The sequence below is a fragment of the Stenotrophomonas sp. 89682_Sma genome, from assembly GCF_056481405.1.
This window is the reverse complement of record NZ_CM151147.1, coordinates 486142-510753: the sequence shown is the minus strand read 5'-3', so window position 1 is coordinate 510753 and position 24612 is coordinate 486142. Positions and strand designations below refer to the sequence as shown.

25 protein-coding genes are annotated in these 24612 nt (G+C 66.6%); 14 read left to right on the top strand and 11 right to left on the bottom strand.

Features of this window, described 5'->3' with window-relative positions:
- Positions 1-157: 157 nt before the first annotated feature.
- A complete protein-coding gene (locus tag ACZK29_RS02295; protein WP_478446612.1) occupies positions 158-1678 on the top strand; it encodes a tetratricopeptide repeat protein in 1521 nt (506 codons plus the stop codon).
- A gap of 75 nt (positions 1679-1753) precedes the next feature.
- Here ACZK29_RS02295 and ACZK29_RS02290 read toward each other — a convergent pair whose 3' ends face one another.
- Both ACZK29_RS02290 and cycA read right to left on the bottom strand, forming a co-directional pair.
- Positions 1754-2530 (bottom strand): lytic transglycosylase domain-containing protein, encoded by a 777-nt coding sequence (locus tag ACZK29_RS02290; RefSeq protein ID WP_459047929.1) that lies wholly within the window; start codon positions 2528-2530, stop codon positions 1754-1756.
- A 325-nt stretch (positions 2531-2855) separates the two neighbouring features.
- Positions 2856-4229 (bottom strand): D-serine/D-alanine/glycine transporter, encoded by a 1374-nt coding sequence (gene cycA / locus ACZK29_RS02285; RefSeq protein ID WP_478446611.1) that lies wholly within the window; start codon positions 4227-4229, stop codon positions 2856-2858.
- 230 nt (positions 4230-4459) lie between these two features.
- Here cycA and ACZK29_RS02280 point away from each other — a divergent pair, with 230 nt between their 5' ends.
- Complete coding sequence (locus tag ACZK29_RS02280; RefSeq protein ID WP_478446610.1) at positions 4460-6076, top strand: EAL domain-containing protein; 1617 nt, start codon at positions 4460-4462, stop codon at positions 6074-6076.
- A 323-nt stretch (positions 6077-6399) separates the two neighbouring features.
- Here the strand turns inward: ACZK29_RS02280 and ACZK29_RS02275 are convergent, their stop codons facing one another.
- Positions 6400-7584, bottom strand: coding sequence for an MFS transporter (locus tag ACZK29_RS02275; protein WP_111205283.1), 1185 nt, complete (start codon positions 7582-7584; stop codon positions 6400-6402).
- On the bottom strand, positions 7581-8759 hold the full coding sequence (locus ACZK29_RS02270; RefSeq protein WP_164147547.1) for a serine hydrolase domain-containing protein: 1179 nt from the start codon (positions 8757-8759) through the stop codon (positions 7581-7583). Before ACZK29_RS02270 ends, ACZK29_RS02275 begins: the two co-directional genes overlap by 4 nt.
- Positions 8760-8986: 227 nt before the next feature.
- Between ACZK29_RS02270 and ACZK29_RS02265 the strand changes: the two genes are divergently transcribed.
- Both ACZK29_RS02265 and ACZK29_RS02260 read left to right on the top strand, forming a co-directional pair.
- On the top strand, positions 8987-9886 hold the full coding sequence (locus tag ACZK29_RS02265; RefSeq protein WP_164147549.1) for a LysR family transcriptional regulator: 900 nt from the start codon (positions 8987-8989) through the stop codon (positions 9884-9886).
- A 300-nt stretch (positions 9887-10186) separates the two neighbouring features.
- Complete coding sequence (locus ACZK29_RS02260; RefSeq protein ID WP_478446609.1) at positions 10187-11794, top strand: ATP-binding cassette domain-containing protein; 1608 nt, start codon at positions 10187-10189, stop codon at positions 11792-11794.
- Positions 11795-11978: 184 nt separating this feature from the next.
- Here ACZK29_RS02260 and ACZK29_RS02255 read toward each other — a convergent pair whose 3' ends face one another.
- Positions 11979-13304 carry a GTP-binding protein gene (locus tag ACZK29_RS02255; protein ID WP_478446608.1) on the bottom strand — a complete coding sequence of 442 codons (1326 nt, stop codon included), beginning with the start codon at positions 13302-13304 and terminating at the stop codon, positions 11979-11981.
- A gap of 69 nt (positions 13305-13373) precedes the next feature.
- Here ACZK29_RS02255 and ACZK29_RS02250 point away from each other — a divergent pair, with 69 nt between their 5' ends.
- Entirely contained in the window at positions 13374-13748 is a 375-nt protein-coding gene (locus ACZK29_RS02250) for a MerC domain-containing protein (RefSeq protein WP_106550495.1), read from the top strand.
- Between the two features lie 97 nt (positions 13749-13845).
- The gene (locus tag ACZK29_RS02245; RefSeq protein WP_111202610.1) at positions 13846-14790 is read left to right on the top strand and encodes an IS481-like element ISStma3 family transposase; all 945 of its coding nucleotides are present in this window, start codon (positions 13846-13848) and stop codon (positions 14788-14790) included.
- Positions 14791-14872: 82 nt separating this feature from the next.
- On the opposite strand, the gene ACZK29_RS02240 is transcribed toward ACZK29_RS02245, so the two are convergent.
- Entirely contained in the window at positions 14873-15157 is a 285-nt protein-coding gene (locus ACZK29_RS02240; protein ID WP_106550496.1) for a metal/formaldehyde-sensitive transcriptional repressor, read from the bottom strand.
- 50 nt (positions 15158-15207) lie between these two features.
- On the opposite strand from ACZK29_RS02240, the gene dmeF reads away from it, so the two are divergent.
- On the top strand, positions 15208-16179 hold the full coding sequence (gene dmeF / locus ACZK29_RS02235) for a CDF family Co(II)/Ni(II) efflux transporter DmeF (protein ID WP_106550497.1): 972 nt from the start codon (positions 15208-15210) through the stop codon (positions 16177-16179).
- An 88-nt stretch (positions 16180-16267) separates the two neighbouring features.
- Here the strand turns inward: dmeF and ACZK29_RS02230 are convergent, their stop codons facing one another.
- Positions 16268-16552 carry a hypothetical protein gene (locus ACZK29_RS02230; RefSeq protein WP_049436996.1) on the bottom strand — a complete coding sequence of 95 codons (285 nt, stop codon included), beginning with the start codon at positions 16550-16552 and terminating at the stop codon, positions 16268-16270.
- A gap of 90 nt (positions 16553-16642) precedes the next feature.
- Here ACZK29_RS02230 and ACZK29_RS02225 point away from each other — a divergent pair, with 90 nt between their 5' ends.
- The 3 genes from ACZK29_RS02225 (at position 16643) to ACZK29_RS02215 (ending at position 18421) form a co-directional block, all read left to right on the top strand.
- The gene (locus ACZK29_RS02225) at positions 16643-17059 is read left to right on the top strand and encodes a hypothetical protein (RefSeq protein ID WP_164147554.1); all 417 of its coding nucleotides are present in this window, start codon (positions 16643-16645) and stop codon (positions 17057-17059) included.
- Between the two features lie 69 nt (positions 17060-17128).
- Complete coding sequence (locus ACZK29_RS02220; protein ID WP_099485299.1) at positions 17129-17452, top strand: hypothetical protein; 324 nt, start codon at positions 17129-17131, stop codon at positions 17450-17452.
- A 126-nt stretch (positions 17453-17578) separates the two neighbouring features.
- Positions 17579-18421 carry a class I SAM-dependent methyltransferase gene (locus ACZK29_RS02215; RefSeq protein ID WP_099594729.1) on the top strand — a complete coding sequence of 281 codons (843 nt, stop codon included), beginning with the start codon at positions 17579-17581 and terminating at the stop codon, positions 18419-18421.
- Between the two features lie 3 nt (positions 18422-18424).
- On the opposite strand, the gene ACZK29_RS02210 is transcribed toward ACZK29_RS02215, so the two are convergent.
- Both ACZK29_RS02210 and ACZK29_RS02205 read right to left on the bottom strand, forming a co-directional pair.
- Positions 18425-19393 carry a polysaccharide deacetylase family protein gene (locus ACZK29_RS02210; protein ID WP_478446607.1) on the bottom strand — a complete coding sequence of 323 codons (969 nt, stop codon included), beginning with the start codon at positions 19391-19393 and terminating at the stop codon, positions 18425-18427.
- A 70-nt stretch (positions 19394-19463) separates the two neighbouring features.
- Complete coding sequence (locus ACZK29_RS02205) at positions 19464-20123, bottom strand: hypothetical protein (RefSeq protein WP_478446606.1); 660 nt, start codon at positions 20121-20123, stop codon at positions 19464-19466.
- Positions 20124-20256: 133 nt separating this feature from the next.
- On the opposite strand from ACZK29_RS02205, the gene ACZK29_RS02200 reads away from it, so the two are divergent.
- The gene (locus tag ACZK29_RS02200) at positions 20257-20937 is read left to right on the top strand and encodes a hypothetical protein (protein WP_478446605.1); all 681 of its coding nucleotides are present in this window, start codon (positions 20257-20259) and stop codon (positions 20935-20937) included.
- Positions 20938-21069: 132 nt separating this feature from the next.
- On the opposite strand, the gene ACZK29_RS02195 is transcribed toward ACZK29_RS02200, so the two are convergent.
- Complete coding sequence (locus tag ACZK29_RS02195) at positions 21070-21243, bottom strand: hypothetical protein (RefSeq protein WP_478446604.1); 174 nt, start codon at positions 21241-21243, stop codon at positions 21070-21072.
- A gap of 9 nt (positions 21244-21252) precedes the next feature.
- On the bottom strand, positions 21253-22065 hold the full coding sequence (locus tag ACZK29_RS02190) for an alpha/beta fold hydrolase (protein WP_478446603.1): 813 nt from the start codon (positions 22063-22065) through the stop codon (positions 21253-21255).
- Positions 22066-22286: 221 nt separating this feature from the next.
- Between ACZK29_RS02190 and ACZK29_RS02185 the strand changes: the two genes are divergently transcribed.
- From ACZK29_RS02185 to ACZK29_RS02175, 3 genes are all read left to right on the top strand, one after another.
- On the top strand, positions 22287-22766 hold the full coding sequence (locus ACZK29_RS02185) for a DUF4440 domain-containing protein (RefSeq protein WP_478446602.1): 480 nt from the start codon (positions 22287-22289) through the stop codon (positions 22764-22766).
- A gap of 76 nt (positions 22767-22842) precedes the next feature.
- Positions 22843-23235, top strand: coding sequence for an XVIPCD domain-containing protein (locus ACZK29_RS02180; RefSeq protein WP_478446601.1), 393 nt, complete (start codon positions 22843-22845; stop codon positions 23233-23235).
- Between the two features lie 294 nt (positions 23236-23529).
- A complete protein-coding gene (locus ACZK29_RS02175; RefSeq protein ID WP_478446600.1) occupies positions 23530-24591 on the top strand; it encodes an MrcB family domain-containing protein in 1062 nt (353 codons plus the stop codon).
- Positions 24592-24612: the final 21 nt, after the last annotated feature.

The following is a 24612-nucleotide window of genomic DNA, read 5'->3' as shown; positions in this document are numbered from 1 at the left end:
CACTACCTGCTGCTGTCTGAAGAGGTACCGACAATAGACGCTGCGCACGGGATGCGCCACGGCCAATCGTGCGGCCGGATACCAGAGTTCCATGCACCGCGCTTGTTCTCGTTGGCCACAGCAGGTTCAATGCGGTTCCCACGGATGGAGAACCTCCATGCCCCGCACGCTCCCCCTCGCCGCCCTGCTGATCGCCACGCTGGCCAGCACGCCCGTGTCCGCCTCGATCACGGTGGCACCCCAGAAGCCGTCGGTTACCAGCGACGCGGTACACATGGCCTACGCCACGCGCTGGGATGAGGCGATCCAGCAGTCGCGCAGCGGCAACACGCTGGGGGCGCTGATTGCCATGGAGCGGCTGATGGAGGATCCGCTGCTGGACGACTTCGACGCCGAGCGACGGGGCCGTGCCTCGCAGGTGGCCGGCTGGACCGCACTGATGCAGAAGAAGCCGGCCCAGGCCCGCCGCTATCTGCAGCGGGCGATGGAAGCGTTGCCCGACGATACGCAGATCCTGCTCACCCTGATGTCGGTGGAACTGTCCGAGAACCAGCCTGCGGCGGCCACCCGCTATCTGGTGCAGGCGCTGAAACATGCCGACGGGCCCGTGCCACTCGATCACCAGACGATCGGCTACCTGCAGTATCGCCTGCACGATCAGCCACGACAGCGCATGGACCTGCTGCAGGCGCTGTTCGACAACGGCTGGAAGAGCGGTGGCCTGGAGCCGGCCGGACTGTGGCTGGCGCTGGCCACGCTGCAGGCCGAGAACGGTCGCGGCGATGCGATCCCGGCCACGCTGGCCCGCATCGACAGCCCCGCCGAGATCATCCAGCTGCGCAGCGACAAGCGCTTCGACCGCTATGTCGACCGTGCCGATCCGCGCTTCGACCCGGTACAGGTCGCGCAGAAGCACCTGGACGACCTGCGGGTGTCCGGCCTGCTTGATCGCAAGCTGGACGCGCGCATGGCCCAGTTCAGCGTCACGCTGCTGATGCTGGACCGCAATGAAGAAGTGCTGGCACTGACCGACGGCATGGCCCGTGCGGCCGCGGAAGGTGAATCGCCGTCGGCGGAGGAAGCCGAGTGGGTGGCGTGGCTGCTCAACAGCCGGTTCACCGCGTTGCGCCGGTTGGGCCGCACCGACGATGCCCTGGCGGCGGCGCAACAGGCGGCCCGCATCGGCGCACTCGGCCCGGACGACATCGAGCACCGGCTGAATGTCGCCTTCGTGTTCACCTCGCTGGACCGCATGCAGGATGCAGCGCAGGCCGTGAAGGACCTCCCCGGTCTCGGCGCCTACGGCAAAGCCGCACAAGCCCTGGTGCAGTTCGCTGCCGCCCGCGAACGCGGCGATGCCCAGGCAATGGAAGCCGCACGCTCGGTGATCCTCGCCCAGCGCGACGACGCGCGCCTGTTCCATCGCGAGATGCTGCTGGACGAAGGCAACCTGGACGGCGCAGCCGCAGTGCTGATCGAACAGCTGCGCTCCCCCACCGACCGTGGCGAGACGCTGGCCAGCCTGCAGGAGATGCGCACCTATCCGTCATTGCCGGGCGACGTGAAGATCGATGCGGCCTGGCGTGCGCTCAAGCAACGCGCCGATGTGCAGGCCGAAGTTGCACGCGTCGGCCGGATCGAGCGCTACGAACTGGTCAGTACCTCGACCTCGCGCTGAGCGGCTTTTGTGTAGAGCCGAGCCCATGCTCGGCTCTGCAACACCCCCCGCAACCGCGCGCACAGCACCGCCTGCCTAGCGCGCGGGCACCTCGGCGCGGATGCCCATCGCTTCGCGGTAGCGTGCGTACAGCGCCATCACCTTGTCCACATAGGCCAGGGTTTCGGCATACGGCGGCACCCCCTTGTAGCGGGTGACCGCACCGATGCCCGCGTTGTAGGCCGCTGCCGCCAGCGGCCTGTCACCGTTGTAGCGGCGCAGCAGCGCGCGCATGTAGCGCGCGCCACCCTCGATCGACTGCTGCGGCGAGAACGGATCGCGCACACCGAATTCCTGCGCGGTCTCGGGCATCAACTGCATCACGCCCTGCGCGCCTTTGCTCGAGACCGCCAGCGCATCGAAATTGCTCTCGGCATGGGCAATTGCACGCAGCCAGGCGTCGTCGACGCCGGTGGCCTTGGCGGCGGCCTTGAACTGCTTGGCATGCTGGGCCAGCTGCGGCTTGCCGACCTTGCCAAGGCCCTCGTGGGCGGGCTCACCCGGCGGCGTGGCCACGGTGAACTTCAGGAACACCCGCGAACCAGGCAGGTTGCGGGTGGAATAGACCAGCACGCCATCCTGCTCGCGCTCGTACAGCACACCACTGAACACACCCATGTTGCCCCACAGGTTCGGGGCCTGGATGGCGTTGTCGTCGATTTCCTTCGGGGTGCAACGTGAGCCGGGTTCCGGGGCAGTGGCCAGGCTCACGGTGTTGCCCTGCACGCAGCGGTAGACGGTGCGCGCGGCGGCCAGCCCCGGCCACAGGCTGGACAGCAGCAACAGTGCGAGCAGGAAGGGGCGACGGGACATGGCGGCCGGATGATCCGGCCACGCCCGCTAACGCCAAGTGAATGGGGATGGGGTGGGTACCGGGACCCGCAACGGAACTGGAACCGGCACCGGTAGCTGCACCGGTAGAGTCGACTGTTAGTCGACTATCGCGCGCAGCGCGGGGTTTTGCGGTGGCCCATGGGAGAGCAGTCGACTAACAGTCGACTCTACCAACGTTCCGAAGTTCCGAAGTTCCGAAGTTCCGATGTTCCGATGTTCCGATGTTCCGATGTTCCGATGTTCCGATGTTCCGATGTTCCAACGTTCGCGATTTCCGGCATTGCCGCCCCCTCCGCGTCCCCGGTCATTTCGCGGTCCTCCGACGCACCCAGTACCCCACACCCAGCAGCACGAACCACGCCGGGCTGGCGATCAGCGCCTGGCGGGTATCGCCCTGCAGGCTCAGCAGCACCAGCACGCCGGCGAAGAACACCAGGCAGGCCCAGCACATGGCAACGCCACCGGGCATCTTGAAGATCGAGGCGGCGTGGCGCTCCGGGTAGCGGCGGCGGTAGACCATGTAGGCCACCAGGATCAGCGACCAGACGAAAATGAAGAGCACGGTGGCCAGCGTGGTCACCAGGGTGAAGGCCGTCACCAGGTTCGGGATCAGGTAGATCAGCAACGTGCCGCCCAGCAGGCACAGGCAGGAGAACAGCAGGCCGCGGGCCGGCACCGCCGCGCGTGACAACCGAGACAGCACACGCGGTGCGTGGCCCTCTTCGGCCAGGCCGTACAGCATGCGGCTGGTGGAGAAGATGCCGCTGTTGGCCGAGGACGTGGCCGAAGTCAGCACCACGAAGTTGATCAGGCTGGCGGCGGCGGGAATGCCGGCCAGTACGAACAGCTGCACGAACGGGCTCTTGTCCGGTACCACCTGGCGCCACGGGGTGACGGCCATGATCGCAATCAGCGCCAGCACGTAGAAGATGATGATGCGCACCGGAATCGAGTTGATCGCCTTGGGCAGGTTGCGCTCGGGGTCGGCGGTCTCGGCGGCGGTGGTGCCGACCAGCTCGATGCCGACGAAGGCGAACACCGCAATCTGGAAACCGGCGAAGAAGCCGACCAGGCCCATCGGGAACATGCCACCGTCATTCCACAGATTCGACAGTGCCGCGGTGTGGCCACTGGGCGAGGTGAAGCCCCACGCCACCAGCCCGGCACCGGTGATGATCAGCGCGCAGATCGCCACGATCTTGATCAACGCGAACCAGAATTCCATTTCGCCGAACAGCTTCACCGTCACCAGGTTCAGTGACAGCAACAGCAGCACGCAGGCCAGCGCCGGTATCCACGCATCCAGCCCGGGGAACCAGAACTGCGCGTAGGCGGCAATGGCGATCACATCGGCGATGGCGGTGACGATCCAGCAGAACCAGTAGGTCCACCCACAGAAAAAGCCGGCCCAGGGGCCGAGCAGGTCGGTGGAGAAATCGATGAAGGATTTGTACTGCAGGTTGGACAGCAACAGCTCACCCATCGCGCGCATCACGAAGAACAGCATCGCGCCGATGATCAGGTAGACGAAGACGATGGACGGGCCGGCCAGGCTGATGGTCTTGCCCGATCCCATGAACAGGCCGGTACCGATGGCACCGCCAATGGCGATCAGTTGCAGGTGGCGGTTGGACAGGCTGCGGCGCAGGTGCTCGGGGGGCGTTGCGGGCTCGGTCATGGGCGCGGGCAAAAGGGCGGGCGAAGCGTTCGACGGTAGTCCTCCGCGGCGCCGAGCGCCAGCGCCAGACGGACCTATTGCGTCAAAGCGGGCCGCTTTCACCACAATGTGACCGAATACCGTATTGATCCCATTCCGCCCGGCCCGGCGCCATGCTCAGATAGCCGCACCTGCCCAAGGACCGGCCCGACCATGCGCCCTGCCCCTCCCGCCCCGCTGGAGCCCCGGCCATGAGCCGCCTGCGCGTGATCATCGGCGGCACCGCACTGGCGCTGCTGGCCGCAGCCGTGCCGATCGCGGTGATGGCCTATGCCACCTGGGACCGTGCGGTCAGTGTCGAGCAGCAGCGCCTGCGCGACATCGCCGGCCGCACCCTGCGCCGCGCCGACCAGTCCTACCTGGAAGCGCTGGCCGCGTTGAAGTCCGCCGAGGCCGGTGCCTACGATCCGTGCGGGCCGGACCACATCCGGCGCATGCAGACGCTGGTGATGACCTCGCCGTCGGTCGACCAGATGGGCTACTTCGAGGGTGGCAAGCTGCGCTGCACGTCGTGGGGCCCGTTCCTGTCCGACGTCAACCAGCCCAAGTCCGACCACGTCACAAGTGATGGCGCCGGCATCGCCGTGGATGTGCGCCCCGAGGCAAGCGGACGGCGCCAGGTCCTGTCGATCCTGTATGGCAACTACGACGTGCTGGTCGATCCGCGCCGCTTCGTCGATGTCATCGCCGACCCGAACGTGCGCCTTGCCTTGGCCAGCCCGGACGGCCGCCTGCTGGCCAGGCAGCAGGGCATGGACCCGGCGCTGCTGGAAGCGCTGCTGCGAGCCCCGGGCGAAGGCCTGAACCAGAACACGCTGTACGCCACCGCGCGCAACGAGGAGTGGCTGGCAATCGCAACCACGCCACGTACCGCTTTGGCTGCGACCTTCCGCCAGCAGGCGTGGCTGTTCGTGCCGCTGGGCGTCCTGCTGGCCGCCGCGGGTGCCGGCCTGGTGATCTGGCTGTCACGTCGCCGCCTGTCGCTGCGCGGCGAACTGGCCACCGCGATCCGGCGCCGCGAACTGTACCTGCACTACCAGCCGATCATCGAACTGGATACCGGCATCTGCGTCGGCGCCGAGGCGTTGATCCGCTGGCAGCGCCCGGATGGCACCCAGGTGCGCCCGGACCTGTTCATTCCATTGGCCGAGGAAGCCGGAATGATCGCCGACGTCACCGACCTGGTGATCGAGAACGTGGTGCGCGACATGCGCGAGTTGCTGGTGGCCGATCGCAGCGCGCACATCGCGATCAATCTTGCCGCCGAGGACATCAGCAGCGGTCGCGCATTGAAGATGATCTCCAAGCACATGGCCGGCAGCGGCATCCTGCCGCAACAGATCTGGATGGAGGCCACAGAGCGTGGCTTCCTCGATCTGGACCGCGCACGCACCATGCTGGCGCAGGCCCGTCGTGCCGGCCACAGCGTGGCCATCGATGATTTCGGCGTGGGCTTCTCCAGCCTGCAGTACCTGGAGCAGCTGCCGCTGGATGCGTTGAAGATCGACAAGTCGTTCATCGATGCGATCGGCACCGAGAGCGCGACCAGCCCGGTGACCCCGCACATCATCGACATGGCCAAGGAGCTGGGGCTGTGGGTGGTGGCCGAGGGCGTGGAGACCGAAGCTCAGTTGGCCTATCTGCACAGCCGCAAGGTGGAATTCGGACAGGGCTGGCTGTTCTCGCGGCCGCTGCCACGTGATGAGTTCGTGGCGTTCCATCACAAGCGGCAGCAGCGCTATGGCGCGGCGAGGGAGCACATGCAGAACCCGCGGAGCGTGCCGATCGAGCGTGAGGGAGTGGAGTAGGACGGCGAACGGCGGAGCCCCTCGTGGTGGGTCGCGCCCGGTGAATCCATCAGTTGGGTCCGGGTGGATGGGTCGCGCAGGGGGCGCTGCAAGTACGTCCATGTAAGCTCGGTCGCCGCATCCATGCGGCTCACGCCCCTGCGCAACCCACCCACCCGGCCACGGACACATTGCGGCGGCGTCCCACCACGGAATAAACAGAAGAAAGCAAAAGCAAAGGCAAACGCGGGTCGCTGCGCTCGGTGGATCCACGCCATGCGTGGATGGCGTGGACCACGGTAGTGCCGGCCGCTGGCCGGCACCTCCGTAACGTGTGGCTGCGCCTACGCCCAGGCCTTCGGCCGTGCCAACAGCCATGCCGCGCTCACCGCCAGCAGCAGCAGCGGCAGCCATCCCAACTGGTTCGGGCCGCCCGCCTGCAGCAGCACACCCCCTGCAACGCCTCCCGCAGCGATGGCCAGGTTCCAGCCGGTCACCAGCATCGACTGCGCCAGGTCCGCGGCGGCACCGGCACGCCGGGCGAGTGCGGTCTGGAACAGGGTCGGCACCGCGCCGAACGCTACGCCCCACAGGGTCGTCGCCAGCAGCAGCGCGGTCGCGTCGCCCGGCCACAGCAGCAGCGCCAGCACCGGCAGGATGAAACCGATCACCGCCGCCCACACCAGCGTGCGCAGGTGGCGGTCCACACCCCAGCCGGCAATACCGATGCCGGCAATCGCCGCCAGGCCGAAGGCCAGCAGCAGGCGGTCCAGCCACGGGCCCGCCCCCGCCTCCACTGCCAGCGGTTCGATGTAGGTGTAGAGCACGTTGTGTGCGAGCACGTACAGCACCATCACCAGCAGTGCACTGCGCACGCCGGGCATGCGCCAGACCGTGCCCAGCGATGTGCGCTGGCCGGCACCGGCGGCGGGCAAGGCCGGCAGTGCCCAACGCGCATACGCCAGCAGCCCCACGCCCAGCACGCTCATCAGCGCGAACGCCCAGCGCCAGCCGATCTGCTGGCCCAGCAACGTGCCCGCCGGTACGCCCAGTGACAGCGCCAACGGCGATCCGACCATCGCCACCGCAATGGCCCGGCCCTGCAACGACGGCACCACCATCCGCGCCGCGTAACCGGCCACCAGCGACCACAGCAGCCCGCCGCTCACGCCCGCCAGAAAACGCGCGGCGAGGATCAGCGCATAGCTGCTGCTCAACGCGGTCAGCGTATTGACCACCACGAAGCCGGCAATCGCCGCCAGCAACAGCGGGCGGCGTGGCAGGCGCTGTGTCAGCGCGGTCATCGGCAAAGCGGCCATCACCGAGCCCAGCGCATACACGCTCACCAGCTGCCCCACCGCCGCATCGCTCACGCCCAGGCTGTCGCCCATCGGCCGCAATACACCGGCCGGCAAGGTCTCGGTCAGCAGGGTGATGAAGCCGCCGCCGGCCAGTGCCAGCAGGCCGGCCCATGGCAGACGCGTGGCTTCACCGGCCGGGCTGGCCGCATCGATGGCATGGCCGCTCATCGTGCCGTCCCCAGATCGGCATACACCGCATCGCGCAGTTCATCGACAAAGGCGCCGTCCATGCCTTCGTACAGCGTGTTGGTCAGCGCCACCACGCTCAGGCCGCGCGCAGGGTCGACGAACCAGCTGTGGCCGTAGGCGCCGCCCCAACGCCATGTGCCTGCGCTCTGCGGCGTACCGCTGGCGGCCGCATCGCGCAGCACCGCAAAGCCCAGACCGAAACCCCAGCCGGCCGGTTCCGGCGGCCCCTGTTCGCCCACCTGCGGGCTGGCCATCTGCGCTGCCAGTGCGGGCGGCAACAGGCCTGAACGCTGCACATCACGCAAGGCCTCCAGCACCGCCATCACTTCATCGGCGCTACCGACCAGGCCTGCCCCGGCCGAAGGGAACCGGCTGGCATCGGTAGCGCGCGCGAGGCTGTACTCGATACCGACGGTACCCTCGAACGGAGCGACCACCTCGCCTTCGCGCAGGCGGTGCGGCTGCGGTATGTCGGTGACATACGGCGTGGCCAGCCGCGCCGCATCGTGGGTGGCGAAGGCGGTGTCACGCAGGCCCAGGGGTGCGGCCAGCAAGCGCTCGAACAGTGCCTGCAGGGATTCACCGGTCGCTGCTTCAGCCACGGCACCGGCAACGTCCACGCCCAACGAGTACAGCCACTGGCTGCCCGGCGCGAACAGCAGCGGTGCCTGCGCGATGCGGCGCACGTTGTCGGCCAGAGAGAGCGGGTTCGCGTCCATGCCATCGCTGACGCCAGCGCGTGCGTAGGGGCCATCCGCATCGGCCTCCAGGAAGCGATAGCCCAACCCGCCGCTGTGGCTGAGCAGCTGGCGCAGGCTGATGGGTGGCGTGCTGCCATCGGCCAGCGCCGGGCGGAAGTCCGGCAGCCAGCGCTGCACCGGTGCATCGAGGTCGAGCACGCCCTCGGCCACCAGGCGCAGGATCACCGTGGTCAGCAGCGGCTTGCTCACCGAGGCCAGCCGGAACAGCTGGTCGCGCTGCATCGGCGTGGCCGACTCGCGATCCGCCAGGCCCGTGGCGCTGGCATGGCGCAGCGCGCCGTGCTCGCGCACCAGCACCACCGCACCGACCAGGCGCTGCGGGTGGACCTGCTGCAGCAGCCGCTGCACCGAAGGCAGTGTCGGCGCAGGTTCGAAGGAAGGAGCAGCATTCATCGCGGTGATCCGTGGGGGAGAGGCCGCCACGTTAGGCAGCGGGCGTCCGCGCAAAAAGCCGGTTGCCGCTCCGGGCATCATGGACCGTGTAGTCCGTAATCGGCATGATGGCCGGAACCGCAAGGCCGCAACGGTCCCCGCTCCCCCCGCACCACAGTGTTGCGATGACGGAGCCGTCCGCAGTGGTCGCGCCGACCTACCCTGCCGCTTTCACCGCCCGCACACCCATGTCAGTCCTGGACAACCTCGCCAACCTGCAGACCTTCGTGCATGCCGCCGACACCCGCAGCTTTGTCGAGACCGGGCGCCTGCAAGGCATTTCCGCCTCGGCTGCGGGCAAGTGCGTGGCGCGGCTGGAGCACGCGCTGGGCGTGCGCCTGTTCCATCGCAGCACGCGCAGCATCACCCTCACCGCCGAGGGCCAGCTGTTCCTGGCGCGCTGCCGGCGCATCCTCGACGAGCGCGATGCCGCCCGCACCGAGTTGGCACAGCCGCATGCCACGCCCAGCGGCACCTTACGCATCAGCCTGCCGCTGGTTGGCGACCTGACCCTGCCGCTGATGGCCGAGTTCATGGCGGCCTATCCCGATATCCGCCTCGACCTCGATTTCAGCGATCGGCTGGTCGACGTCATCGAGGAAGGTTTCGATGCCGTGCTGCGCGTCGGCGAGCCCAGCGACTCACGCATGAACGCACGCCGGCTGGGGGTATTCCCGCGGCGTGTCGTTGCCTCGCCGGGCTACCTGCAGCGCTGCGGCGTTCCGCGCACGCCGGCAGGCTTGATGCAGCACACGCTGCTGCACTATCGCTTCCCCACCACCGGCAAGCTGGAACCGTGGCCGATCCACTGGCCCGACGATGAAACGCCGCAGGAGCTTCCGGTGCACATGGTGGCCAACACCATCGAAGCGCGGGTAGCGCTCGCACTGCGCGATATCGGCCTGGCCTTCGTGCCGGTGCACTCGGTGCGCGATGCGCTGGCCGACGGTCGCCTGGTCACCGTGCTGGACGAGCATGTGCATTCCTGCGGCACCTTCCATCTGCTGTGGCCCTCCGGCCGCCACGTGTTGCCGAAGCTTCGGGTGTTCATCGATTTCGTCAGCGAACGCCTGGAAACCGTGCCGTAGGCCCGAAAGCTCCACTGCATACGCCACGTCGCGGTAGATCCACGCCATGCGTGGATGCGTCTCGCGGCGAAAGGAAGCCGAGCATCGGCTTGGCTCTACAGAACCGCCCGACCATCGGTAGCGCCGGGCCATGCCCGGCGGCCGCACACCTGACCATTCAGCCACTGCCGCTATACTGGCCGCTCATTCCTCCAAGAGGCTCGCGACCAATGCGCCATTGATGCCGCCGTCTTCCCACTAGACGGCCTGACTCTTCCCGCCCCTGCGCGCAGGGGAGAACCCGGCATCCATGGAGGTCGCATGACCCCGCATTCCCTCACGCTCGATCGCGTGTCGTATCGATTGGCCGACGGCCGCCCGCTGTTTTCCGACCTGTCGTTTTCCTTCGAACCGGTCGCCACCGGCCTGGTCGGTGCCAATGGCGCTGGCAAGAGCGTGCTCGCACGCCTGCTGGCCGGCCGGCTGCTGCCCGACAACGGCCAGGTTCGCGGCAGTGGCCGCGTGTTCCTGTTGCCGACGCCCGGCTATCCACCCGCCGGCACGGTCGGTGAACTGGCCGGTGTCGGCGCGGAACTGGCCGCACTGCAACGCATCGAAGCCGGCAGCGTGGACGAGGCCGACTTCGCCCGCGTCGGCGACCGCTGGGATCTGCGCGAACGCCTGCAACAGCAATGGCGCGCGCTGCAGCTTCCCGACGACCTCGGCCCCGACCAGCCCGCCGCACGCCTCAGCGGTGGCCAGGCCATGCAGGTGGCGCTGTCCGGTGCCTGGGCCAGCGACGCCGACTGGCTGATTCTGGACGAACCCAGCAACCATCTCGACGTGCGGCATCGGCAGCAGCTGTACGAACAGCTGCAGCAATGGCGCGGCGGCCTGCTGGCAATCAGCCACGATCGCGAACTGCTTGGGCACATGCAGCAGATCGTCGAACTGGACGTACGCGGACTGCATCGCTATGGCGGTCCGTGGCAGCACTACTCCGACGCGCGTGCCGCCGAACGCGAAGCTGCCGCCGCCCAGCTCGACCATGCGCGCGCCCAGCACCGCCAGCAACAGCGCAGCGCGCGTGAGCAGCACGAACGGCAGCAGCAACGCCAGGCACGCGGCAACCGCGATGCGAAGCAGGCCAACCAGGCGCCGATCCTGCTGGGCCGGCAGAAGCAGCGCGCCGAGGCCAGCCACGGTCGGTCGCAGCAGATCCAGGCCGAGCGCCTGCAGGCCAGCGCCGACCAGCTGCGCGCAGCCGCATCAGCGGTTCGCGCGGCGCCGGAACTGGCGCTGTTTGCCGGTGAAGGCGAACGCGGCAGTTCACGCCTGCTGCAAGCGGAGTCGCTGGTGCTTCCGCATGGGTGCAGCTTCCCGTTGCAGCTTGAGATCCGACGCGGGCAGCGCATCGCTGTGGTCGGTGACAACGGCAGTGGCAAGTCCACGCTGCTGCGCGTGTTGGCCGGCCAGTTGCCTGCGCGCAGTGGCGCCGTGCAACGGCATGCGCCATTGGCCCTGCTCGACCAGCAGTTGCTGGGGCTGTCCGGCGCGCGCAGCATCCTTGACACGGTGCAGGCCGCCAACCCGGCGGCCGATACCGGTGAACTGCGCACACGGCTTGCCCTGCTCGGGTTGGACGCACAACGCATCCAGCGGGCAGCCCACAGCCTCAGTGATGGCGAGCGGGTGAAGGGTGCGCTGGCCAGCGTGCTGTATGCCGATCCCGCACCCCAGCTGTTACTGCTGGATGAGCCGGGCAATGCGCTGGATCTGAGTGCAGTGCAGGCGTTGGAAGAACTGCTTGCTGCGTGGCCGGGTGCACTGATGATGGTCAGCCACGACCGGCATCTGCTGCAGGCGTTGCGGCCGACGCGGGTGTTGCAGGTCACCGCCAACAGCTGGCAGTGGCGCGAGACGCTGTAGATCCACGCCACGCGTGGGTTCGATTCTGTAGAGCCGAGCCCACGCTCGGCTGCAGTTGCAGTGGATTCACGCCATGCGTGGATGGAATGATCCGCCAGCCGAGCGTGGGCTCGGCTCTACAAGGCGGGCAAAGACCGGTTGAACCGCCATCCACGCATGGCGTGGATCTACAGGAACCGTTAGCTCAACGCTTCCACACCGGGAATGCCTGCGGCATCTGCTGCCACAGCAGCGGCCCCGCACGCAGTTCCTGGTCATTGAGCAGGCAGGCATCCAGCTCCGCACGCACCGCGCGCTCATCCATGTGCACGCCAATCACCACCAGTTCCTGGCGCCGATCGCCCCACAACGGGTGCCACAGGCGCTGCATTGCCGAATGCGCGGCCGCGTCCGGAAATTCCTCCGGTCCCGGCAACGGCGCGCTCCAGCAGTCGGCCTGCTGGCGCGCCCATCCGAGGTCGCTGTACGGCAGCGGTGTCGGCGGCAACAGCGGTGTGGTGTCCTCGATGCCCGCACGCACGCGATCGCGCGCGGCGTACCAGAAGCCCGCCGCCTGCGTCCGCGTCGCGGCACCCACGGTGTTCAACTCGCCCACCCAGTCCATCCTGTTGGCCAGCCAGAACCAGCCTTTGCTGCGGATCACGCCGGGCATGCCCGACTGCAGCGCGCGGGCGAATCGCGCGGGGTGGAACGGACGTCGCGAGCGATAGACAAAGCTGCCGATGCCGTACTCCTCGGTTTCCGGCGTGTGCTCGCCCCGCAGTTCCTTCACCCAACCCGGCGCACGTTGTGCACGCTCCATGTCGAAGCGACCGGTATCCAGCAGCTCGGCCAGCGGCACATCGCCGAAGCTGGACAGCAGCAGCTTCGCGTCGCGGTTCAGGCCACGCAGCACGGCCAGCGTGTCCTGCAACGCTTCGTCATCCACCTGGTCCACCTTGCTGACCACGATCACGTCGGCGAACTCGACCTGCTCGCACAGCAGGTCAACCACACCTCGATCATCCTCCGGGCCGGCCTGCTGGCCGCGCTCGGCCAGTCGCGACGTCGAGCCGAAGTCGGCAAGGAACGCGCTGCCGTCGACCACCGTCACCATCGTGTCCAGCCGCGCGATATCACTCAGGCTGAAGCCATGTTCGTCGCGCACCGCGAAGGTGGCCGCCACCGGCATCGGCTCGCCGATGCCTGTCGATTCGATCAGCAGATAGTCATAGCGGCCCGCATCGGCCAGGCGCCGCACTTCCTGCAGGAGATCATCGCGCAGCGTGCAGCAGATGCAGCCGTTGCTGAATTCCACCAGCGTCTCTTCAGTGCGGCGCAGCTCGGCGCCACCTTCGCGCACCAGCTGCGCATCGATGTTGACCTCGCTCATGTCGTTGACGATGACCGCCACGCGCAGGCCCTCACGGTTGCGCAGGATCTGGTTGAGCAGGGTGGTCTTGCCGGCCCCGAGGAAGCCGGACAGCACGGTGACCGGAAGGCGACGGTCGGCGCGGGAAACAGTGTTCATGTCGGAGCGGGTTGGCTGCGGAACGGAAATGTTACTGTATAACAACTGTTGCGCAAGGAACCTCCCCCGATGAAGTCACCTTCGGCCGCCCTGCTTGATGCCGGCGCGCTCGCCCTGTCCAGCCTGTGCCTGCTGCACTGCCTGGCGCTGCCTCTGCTGGCCGCCGCGCTACCGCTGTTCGGCACCTGGGCCGAAGCGGAGTGGGTGCACCTGCTGTTCGTGGCCATCGCCCTGCCGCTGACCGGCTACGCGCTGTGGCGGGCCGAGCGCCGTCACCCGCTGCCCGTGCTGGCCTGGGCCACCGCCGGTGCCGGTCTGGGCCTGTTGCTGGCCGGCGCGCTGGCCCTTCCCTCGCATGACTGGGAAACACCGATGACCGTCACCGGCAGCCTGCTGCTGGCCGCAACGCATATCTGGAACGCGCGGCACCGGCACGCGGGGTAGAGTCGACTGTTAGTTGTGATCTCTCTGTACGTTGTTCATCCGGGGCATCTTTGGAAAATGGTGGTTACCACACCGTTCCAGCCCCCAAAGAGCCCGGATGAACAATCATAAAAATGCCCGTTTGACGACGTTTAGTCGAGCGCTTCTGGTCCACCGTATCCTCCACGAGGGCTTACGCCCGGAAGAAGCAGCTCAAGCGTGTGGCGTAAGTGTGCGTACGGCCTACAAGTGGCTGGCCCGATTCCGCCAGTTCGGGGCACCGGGGCTGGAAAACCGCAGCTCACGGCCTCACCAGACGCCGCATGCCACACCTGCTCCGGTAGTCGAGCAGATCAAGGAGCATCGCCGTAAGCGGCAGACCTACCTGACCATCTCCAAGGCGCTGGGGGTCGGCCACAGTACGATTTCAAGGCTGATGCGCGCCCACGGCCTCAATCGGCTGTGTCGGCTTGATCCGCCCAAGGAGGTCATCCGATACGAATACGATCAGCCCGGAGGGCTGCTGCACCTGGACATCAAGAAGCTGGGCAACTTCCAGCGGCCAGGGCACAGAACCGATGCCAAACGCCGGGGAAATACCGCTGGCGGTGGCTGGGGCTACGTCCACGTGGCCATTGACGATCACTCCCGGGTCGCCTTCAGCAGCGTCCACCCCAACGAACAGGGCGAAACCGCCTGCCAGGCGTTGCTGGGCGCTCTGGAGTACTACGCCAGCCTGGGAATCACCTTCAAGCGGATCCTGACCGACAACGGTGCCTGCTATCGCTCCACCGCCTTTGCCAAGCTGCTCAAATCCCTTGGGATCAAGCACATCAGAACCAAGCCCTACACGCCGCGGACCAATGGCAAAGCCGAGCGCTTCATCCAGACCAGCCTGCGCGAGTGGGCTTACGCCTGCGAGTACGCATCCTCGGACCAGCGCAATTCCGTGTTGAGCCAATGGCTGCACCACTACAACTGGCACCGTCCCCATATGGCGATCGGCGGCCAGCCACCTATCTCCAGAGTGCCGCTGAACAACGTAGTGGGTTTACACAGTTAGTCGACTACCGCGCGAAGCGCGGGGTTTTTCGTTGGTTGTACGAAGAGCAGTCGACTAACAGTCGACTCTACCGCCCCTCGGCCTATTTGCCGTAGCGGCGCAGCAGCTCCACCAGCACTTCGGCCTCGGCCGCCCGCTGCTGCGGGTCTTCGGCGCCGACCACGTGTTCCTGCAGGTGCTCGTGCAGCAGCTCCATCAGCAGGCTGTGGGCGGCACCGCGCACGGCGGCGACCTGCACCAGCACGTCCGCGCAGTCACCCGCCTCGCCCTCGGGCTTGTCCAGCGCCTGCTCCAACGCCGCCACCTGGCCGCCGATACGGCGAACGCGGGTCAGCAGCTGCTTTCGATTCTTGTGTACATGGGCCATGGCGGGATCGTATACCCTATGGGGGTATCCTTCCACCCCATGGTCTTCCCATGCATCTGGACGCCCTCGCCGCCGCCCGTCGCCACGAACACCGCTTCGACGACGGCAACCCGCTGGCCGAACGCAATACCCGCCGCGCCCTGTGGCTCACCGTCGGCATGATGCTGGTGGAGATCGTCGGCGGCTGGTGGTTCAACTCCATGGCCGTGCTCGCCGATGGTTGGCACATGAGTTCGCACGCGCTGGCGCTGGGCCTTGCGGTGTTCGCCTACCGCTGCGCGCGCCGCTACGCGCACGACCCGCGCTTCGCCTTCGGCACCTGGAAGATCGAGATCCTGGCTGGCTATACCAGCGCCATCGCCCTGCTTGGCGTCGCCGCGCTGATGGCCGTGCAGTCACTGCAGCGGCTGTGGGTACCGGCACCGATCCACTACAACGAAGCCATCGCCATCGCTGCGGTGGGCCTGGGCGTGAACCTGCTCTGCGCATGGTGGCTGCACGACAGCCCGGGCCACGCGCATCACCACCACGGGCACGAGCATGGCCATCATCACGGGCATAACCATGACCACGATCACGGCCACGCGCACGGTCACGACCTCAATCTGCGCTCGGCCTACGTGCACGTGCTGGCCGACGCTGCCACTTCGGTGCTGGCCATCGTCGCCCTGCTCGGCGGCAAGCTGCTGGGCCTGACCTGGCTGGACCCGGTGATGGGTCTGGTCGGCGCCGTGCTGGTCACGGTGTGGGCGGTGGGCCTGCTGCGCGACAGCGGCCGCATCCTGCTGGACGCGCAGATGGACGCACCGGTGGTGGCCGAAGTGCGCGAGGTGATCGAACAGGGCCCGTGGCCGGCGCGCCTGGCCGACCTGCACGTCTGGCAGGTGGGCCGCGGCAAGTACGCGGTCAGCGCCAGCGTGGTCACCAGCGACGCCCGTCTGGATGCCGATACCGTGCGCAACGCACTGGCGATCCATGAAGAGCTGGTGCATGTGACGGTGGAGATCCACCGCAGCGCCTGACCCCCATCCGGTAGTGCCGGCCGCTGGCCGGCAACCTCATGGGCTCCGGAAACAATCCAGCGTTGCCGGCCAGCGGCCGGCACTACCGCTAGAGCTTCAACATCATCCGCAGCAGGTACATCAGCAGCGGCAGCGCGCTCAGCACCGCACCGCCAATACCGATCCACGGCCAGCGCTCACCACGCACGCGCGAGGCCACCGCCAAGCCGCAGCCCACCAGCGCCGCGCCCAGCACACCCACGCCCAATCCCGCAGCCATGCCATTGCCGCCCGCGGCCACCGCCGCCTGCGCAGCCAATGTACCGGCGCCCCAACCCACAGCGATCCCCAGCCAACTGGCCACGCCGCACCACGGTGCCTTGCCCTGCGCCATCCGAAAACCCCTGTGTTCTTGCCGAATTTCTGTACGGGCCGTGCCCGCATGCTGCCTACACTAGCCGCACCTGCCTTGTAGGGACATCCCATGCGCACGCTCCGCCTGCTGCTGCCCGGTGCTCTCCTGCTGCTCACCGCCTGCAGTGGTGATGCCGGGCTTCCTTTCAGCGCCGATCCGTTGCAGGGCTGCTTCGCCACCGGCGTGCGGAAACCGGCCGACTTCCGCATCGACAGGGAAGGCGGCCAGTACTTCGTCTCCTTCAGCCGCGGCGACCAGTGGCAGCGCGAGCCGAATGCCCTGCACAAGGCCACCCGCAGCGAGATCAGCCGCTACTTCCGCGATGACGCCGAGCAGATCGACAGCGCGCTGATCCGCATGGCCGGCGGCTTCGGCATCTTCCACTTCAACAAGGACGCGACGTTGAAGGGCAAGGCCAGCGATAGTGACTACATGGCGTTGATGCTGATCGGTGCTGGGCCGGTGTATGCGGTGAAGTGCCCGTAAGACGCAATGATTCTGATGGCGACTCAGGGCAATATGGGCGCATCCTGTCTTCTTTGAGGAGCGATGCCAATGCTGCTGTTTCTGCTGCTTGCAGTAAGCGCGCCGAAGACCCAGGGTGCCTATGACGAAGTCCGGCAGCTGCCCGATGGCCAGACCCTGATCATGCGCACCCTGGACTGGGATCTCGGTGATGGTCGCCACGAGCGCGTTACCGTGCATTGGCTGCTGCAGGAAGACGGCAGCCTGCGCTACGACTTTGATCGGCAGCCACCGGAAACCCAGGAGGTCCACCGTCGATCGTGCGCGCTGCAGGGCATGCAGCCCTCGCGTGGCGTCGGCATGCTCTCGGGGGAAGGAACCACGCACGGTTTCAGCTGCACCCGCCAGCGGTAGCGCCGAGCCGATGCTCGGCCGCTGCCGTCTTCATCCACGCATGGCGTGGATCTACTGCAGCAGCCCCCCGGGCCCCGGTAGAAGCTGCGGTACCATGCCCTCCCCCAAACCGCCCCGGTACCCGCCGTGCCCCACTACACCGGCCCCCTGCTGACCCGCGACAGCGCCGACACCCTGCACCGTGCCCATGACAAGGGCGCTGCCGACTGGCAGGGTTCGCTCGACCTCGGCCGCAGCGAGGACAACGTGGCGCTGGATGCCGACGGCTTCCACTTCCGTGGCCAGCTCTTCCCTTGGCCGGGCAAGCTGAAGGACCGCACGCTGTACTACTGGGACGGCGAGGACTTCGCGCCAATCTCGCGCTACAGCGGTTCGCTGATCAAGCTGGTGCCGACCGAATGGGGCGCACCAACCTTCGAGATCGACGGCATCAAGATGCTGCCGACCTCCAAGCTGTCACCGTTCGAGGACGCGCGCCGCAAGGTCGAGCTGGTCGCCCCGGCCGGCAAGGTCATCCTCGATACCTGCGGTGGCCTGGGTTACTTCGCCGCCTGCGCGCTGGAGGCCGGTGTCGGCCAGATCCGCTCGTTCGAGAAGAACGCCGACGTGATGTGGCTGCGCACGCTCAACCCGTGGTCACCGGATCCGGAATCGGCTGCGGCCGGTGGCCGCCTGCAGTTCAGCCACGGCGATGTCTCGCAGCAGATCGAACAGGTGGCCAGCAGCAGCGTCGACGCGATCCTGCACGACCCGCCGCGCTTCGGCATCGCCGGCGAACTGTACTCGCAGGTGTTCTACGACCACCTTGCCCGCGTCATCCGCAAGGGCGGCCGGCTGTTCCATTACACCGGCGCGCCGAACAAGCTGACCAGCGGCCGCGACGTGCCGCGCGAAGTGGCCAAGCGCCTGGAAAAGGCTGGCTTCAAGGCCGAACTGGCGCTTGACGGTGTGCTGGCCGTCAAGCGCTGAGCCTCATTCCGAATCCACCTTCGCCAGCTTCATCACCCACGACGGCACTTCCGGTTCACCGGCGTAGAAGTCCTTCGGTTTCTTCTCCGCCATCGCCCAGCGATGCAGCCAGCTCGGGCCGTAGCGACCGCTGTAGCCCTCGGCACCACGTGCATAGGCCGGATCACGCATCGCCTCATCCAATGAAATGAAGCGATAACCGCGGCGCTTCGTCGCCGCCACCAGTTCGGCGAACGTGGCTGCATTGAGTTCGTTCGCATGCATCAGCCAGACCTGCGGCAGCGCGTAGCCCAGCAGCGCCTGGGACTGCTTCTCGTAGTAGTCCAGCTTGTTCAGCATGTACGGCACATAGCCCTTGCGCAGCTGCGCCAGCGTCGCCTCGCGCGCCGGGGAATCCGGCTGCTCGTTCATCACGTTGGCATAGGCGAACGCCCACACCCACTCGCCGTTGTCGACCGTCACCGGTGCCACGCGGTAGCCATGCTGCTTGAAGAACACGTCCATCTCCGCGCGTTCTTCCGGCGTGCGCCCGGCACGCAGATAGGGGTGACGCATCCACTGCGGCTTCAGCCCGCGCTCGGCCAGCAACGGCCGCAGCACCGCCTCGCCACGCAGGAAATCCTGCTGGAACGCAGGCACGCCCTTGGCGTTCAGGTCCATGTGCGAGTAGGTGTGGTTGCCCAGCACATAGCCGGCGTCCAGCCAGTCGCGCAACATCTTCACCCGCGCCGGCTGCACCTGCCCATCGATCTCAAGCTTGTTCTCGTTGACGAAGCCGACCACCGGCACGTCTGCCTGATGCAGCTGCGCCATCAGCGCTTCGTGCCGCGACTGAAGATCCGGCGGAACGATCTCGTCCACCCGCGCCCAGGGCAGGTCGTCGATGGTCACCGCGATCCGGCGATCCACTTCAGCGGCGTGTACCGCCAACGAACACAGCAGCAACGGCACAGCACGCAGCAACCAACGCATCAGCACATCCTTGCAGGAGCGAAGCGCAGACTGTAGCGCGATTGCGGGCGCGTGGTTGGTCACACATCCGTTATGCGCTGTGCGACTGCACCTGACGTTCGCGCACGATTGCCCGCCACAGCATGAATCCTGCAGCCATTGCCACCAGCATCAACGCGACCAGCACCAGGGCAAGGTCATCGGGATTGCGCAGCAGCGGCGCATGCTCATGGGTGAGGATCTCGAACACCACCTGCTGCGCCTGTGCCAGCGGCAGCCGGCCCTGTTCGCCCAGTTCCACCAGGCATGTCGTTGGGGAAAGCTTGGCCACGCTGGTCCATGCCATGTCGTACAGATGCAGTGCCCTGGCGGCCAGCGCCAGGATCGCGGCATGCAGCGCCATCAATCCCCAGTTGGCGCGTCGCAGGCGTCCCGACAGGCGCCCCAGCCGGTAGACGCTGATCGACATCGCACCCAGCAGAGCCAGTGCCACGCCTGCCATCGGAATCCACTGCAACGGTTGCCATGGTGCAAGCGCAGTGGACCGCGCCAGCAGCTGTTCGGCCACCTGCATGCGCGCGACAGGGTCAGGCCCACCGCATGCGTCATCCACCGGCTCCAGCAGCAGTCCCACGCGGTAGTGGAAGAAGCCGGCTGCAAGGGCTACCGCCAGCAGCGCCACCACCTGCAGTGCCAGCAGGATCGGGCCAGGACCACAGATACGACAGAAGCGGGTAGCGGTAGAGACCATCGGTTCATCCGTGACAACAAAGGACCATCCTAACCAAGCGCCCTGTGCTTGTCGGCTGGCGGATACGACAACCGTCGCGTGGTCCCGGTAGGATGTGGATGAGCATGGATGGTCGTATGTAGAGGTGTTGTGGATGGTCACGCTGTATCTGTGGGTGAGAACGCTGCTTCCGCTGCTGGCATTCGTGATCGCGTGGATGCTGCTGTCGCGCCTGATCAAGGCCCGCGTGGCGCGCCTTCCACGGGTGCCCTTGAACCTGCCCGAGCACAGCACCAGCCCGCGCCGGAAGGACCGGCGCATCCATGCGCGCAAGCTGCGGCGCAGACCGGGCCTGCGCACCGCAACGCGCCCGGCCACCGCGCCGCGCAGCTGGAACCTCGCGACGGTGTTCGTCTCGTTCTCCGCATTGATCGCCACCGTGCTGGTCATGCCGGATGGCGCGCGCTTCCAGGTCATGGTCGAGAGCCTCACTGGCTACCCGGCCACGATTGCAGAAGTACATGTTCCCGCTGCCGAGCAGCCTCTCGTGCTGCAGGCGTGGCAGCCCGCACTGGCGCAGCTGTCGCGGCCGGTAGCGATGCGCTACCCGATCGGACGCACCGGCGGCGAGCATGACGCGCACGCCACGCTTCCGGTGCAGGTGAGGCATCAGGGTGATCGGCTGGAGGTGGCTACGCCCGTGCCTGTGGACGGCGACGTGATGCGTGCGGAGCTTGCGCGCCTGGCTGGGCTGCCGACGGAGGCAATCACCGTCCGCCAGAGCGAGATCTCACCCTGGCGGGAACCCTGCTGGAAGCCGCTGGCCGAACGGTAGAGCCGAGCGCGCAAGCCAGCATGGCTCTGCACTACACGCAGCACCGGGCCCAGGCCAGGCCGCTGTTGCAGTAGATCCACGCCATGCGTGGATGGACGCAGTGCGGAGCCGAGCATGGCTCGGCTCTACAGGTCAGGATCCCCGCGGCAGCTTCGCGGCCCACATGTTGTCGACCAGGTTCGGGTAGCGCCGCCCGTTCTCTTCCGCACGCTGCCGCGCCGCCTCTTTCTGCGCAGGTGACAGCGGCTGCGAGACCTGGCCCTTGGGATTGGGCTTCTTCCACGGGGGTGTCTTCGGCTCACGCATGGCCGCAGCTTACCGCTTCAGGAAGTTCAGCAGCGCCAGATTGAAGTGATCGGCGTGGCTCGTGTTGCAGCCATGCGGCGCACCTTCCAGGATCACCACCTCGCTGCCCGCAATCGCCTGATGCGTTCGCTGCCCGGAACCTTCGAACGGCACGATGGCGTCGCTGTCGCCGTGCAGGATCAGGGTTGGCACCGTGATCTTCTTCAGATCGTCGCGGAAGTCGGTAGTCGCGAACGCGTGCATGCAACCCAGCGCCGCCGTCTGGTCGGATTGATGGCACAGCGCGATGGCCGCCTGACGCGTCTCTTCGGTCACCATCAACTGGCCGTTGGCGCTGAAGAAATCGCGGGTGAAGCCATCGAAGAACGCCTCGCGATCTTTCTCCAGACCACTGCGCATTTCGTCAGCCTTGTCCTGGGTCAGCGGGCCGTCCGGGTTGTCGTCGCTGCGTAGCAGGAACGGCGGTACCGCTGCTGCAAACACCACACTGTGCAGGCGTTCCTGGCCATGGTTGGCCACGTAACGCGCTACCTCGCCACCGCCCATCGAGAAGCCGACCAAGGTGACGTCGCGCAGGTCACGTTCCTCGATCACCCCGGCCAGATCCGCCGCCAGCGTGTCGTAGTCGTAACCTTCTGCCGGCTTGTCAGAACGGCCGAAGCCACGCCGGTCGTAGCTGATCACCCGGTGTTGGGCGTCGCGCAGGATCGACACCTGCGTCTTCCATGCGTCGGCGGACAGCGGCCAACCGTGAATCAGAATGACCGGGCGGCCGTCGCCACCGGTGTCTTCAACGTGCAGGCGGACGCGGGAAGCAGGCATGGGAGCTCCTGTGGGAGGGGAGGATTTCAGGCTATGGGCCGGCCCCTATCGCGACCGTGATGGAATCGCCGGCCGCCATGACACCGCCTGCACAGGGCACGCCCCCCGGCCAATCCACCGATGCGGGCATTCACTCCCTGGAAATCCCGTTTCGTCGCAGGGCGGCTGCGGCCCTCGGAGCGCCGTGCGAGCCTGCATGAATCCCGCCCTGGAGCCTCGCCATGCTGCTGCTCACCCTACCCCTGCTGGCCGCCGGCCTCGCCGCCGCACCCGCGCCCTCCGATGACCTGCGCGAGCAGATCCACCAGGCCGACGCGCAGCTGTTCGCCGCCGCGTTCGACGACTGCGACGCCGATAAGGCCGCAGCCATGACCACTGAAGACATGGAGTTCTTCCATGACAAGGCCGGCAAGTCCGCCAGCAAGCGCGACGACTTCCGCCGCAGCGTGGCCGCCCTGTGCGAGAGCACCCGCGCCAACCGCACCCATCTGCGCCGCGAGCTGGTGGAAAACTCGCTGCAGGTGTTTCCGCTGCACGACGATCGCGCCCTGGAGATCGGCGACCACCGCTTCCACGAGCGCGATGCAAAGGGTGTCGAGCACTGGACCGGCCAGGCCCGCTTCATCCAGGTCTGGCGCCGCGTGGATGGGCGCTGGCTGGCCGAGCGGGTGATCAGCTACGACCATCGGCCGGCGGACTGACCCCTCGGGCGCACTTCACGGGCCGGATCTATACTTGGAGGGTTCCCCCACGACCCACCGCTACCGTTCGATCGCCATGGCAGAGATCACCCCTAACCACCCCGACTATGGCCTCAACCAGCAGATCCGCCAGGGCGTGGCCGCCCTGGACGCGCAGCATGGCCGTCCGTTCGACCAGACCAGCGAGCGTCTGACCGCCAGCCTGACCGTGCTGGCCCGCGAGCAGGGCCTGCAGCAGGTCGACCACGTGCTGGTCAGCAACGCCACGGCCAACCAGCCGGCGGGACACAACATCTTCGTCGTGCAGGGCGACCCGGCCAATCCGGCGCACCTGCGCGCGATGATGCCGACCGCGGTGGCGGCGCAGACGCCGGTGGAGCAGTCGATGCAGAAGTTGGGGCTGGGTGTGCAGCAGCAGGTCGAAACCCAAGCGCAGGAAATGCAGAATCCCGCGCCGCGGCTGGGGTAAGCACACCGGCGCCGCTCAGAGCCGGCCATCACGTGACCAGGGCGCCCGCTGAACTGCAGCGCCCTACTTGAGGTTCCGTCCAATCGGAAGCTATCCCGAACGTAGCCCCGTCTACCGCGAACTGTGGGGGCTACTGGTCACATCTGCGCTAAACCACCCACAAACGACATTCCTTGGCGCGAATGACCCAGACTTGATACGCATTGCGGATCGATATCCCTGTATGCATTAATTGCGCCTATCGAAAAGAGCGCAGGGGGCGTCGTGGGTATCAGGGACGAATTGCAGAAGGTGATGGAACTGCAGCCTCAATACAGTTCATTACCGACAGCTGCCATGCAGGCTCGTGGCCAGATCATCAAGCATCAGCTACCTAAGCTGCTTAGCGAGAACGCCGAGCAACTTCGCCTTGCATCAGACATCGAGCCGGGGGATTTTTTACTCGTTGGGCGTGATGGGATCGGCAGAAAGTCCCAAGTTCCGTGGGTTCGTTTTGCATCCGAAGCACGCTCGCCCACCGCAACCGAGGGCTGGTATGTGGTTTGGCTGTTCCGCGAGGATGGCTCCGGCGTCTATCTAGCGGTCTCCCATGCCTCTACCGAGAAGATTGATGGCGATTTTATCAAGCGTTCCCCGGGCGAGACTCAGCGCCTAACCAGATGGGCCTTGGAGATACTTGAGAATGACATCACCGCGGATCCACGACTACTCAAATCCATGACTTTGGGCGGCGGCTCTCTGGCAAAGGCTTACGAAAGCACCACAGCTGTTTCGTATTTCTACGCCAAGGATCACGTTCCATCCGATGATCAATTGCGCGCCGACATGCTCACGATGGCGCGTCTACTGAAGAGCATCTATCGAGGTGAGCCGGCCCAGAAGCGTAGCGGCCAAACTTCACCGGATGTTATTGCAGTGGTCGAGGCGATCGAAGAGACCGCCTCGGGTCGCAAGAAGTCTGGACAGGGCTTTGGGCTCACGCAGCCTCAGCGCCGAGCAGTGGAGCTGCAAGCGATGGCACTTGCCAAGGAGCACTTCGGCAGCGCGGGATATGAAATCAAGGATACGAGTGCTACGGCCCCTTACGATCTGGAGATCAGAAAGGAAGGCCAGGTTCACTACATCGAGGTGAAGGGAACCACCGGCGGTTTGGGGGACATCGTGCTCACCAAGAACGAAGTGCAGCACCACCTAAAGCATCATCCGAACAACGGCCTGTTCGTCGTGCATGGTATCCAACTGCAGTCGCACGACGGCGTACCCGTTTGCGCCGGAGGAACCGCGCACATTCAGCAGCCGTGGCAAATCTCGGATGCGAACCTGCAAGCTCTCGCCTATCGATATCGTATTGCGTAGAACCCAACGAATCGGCCGCGC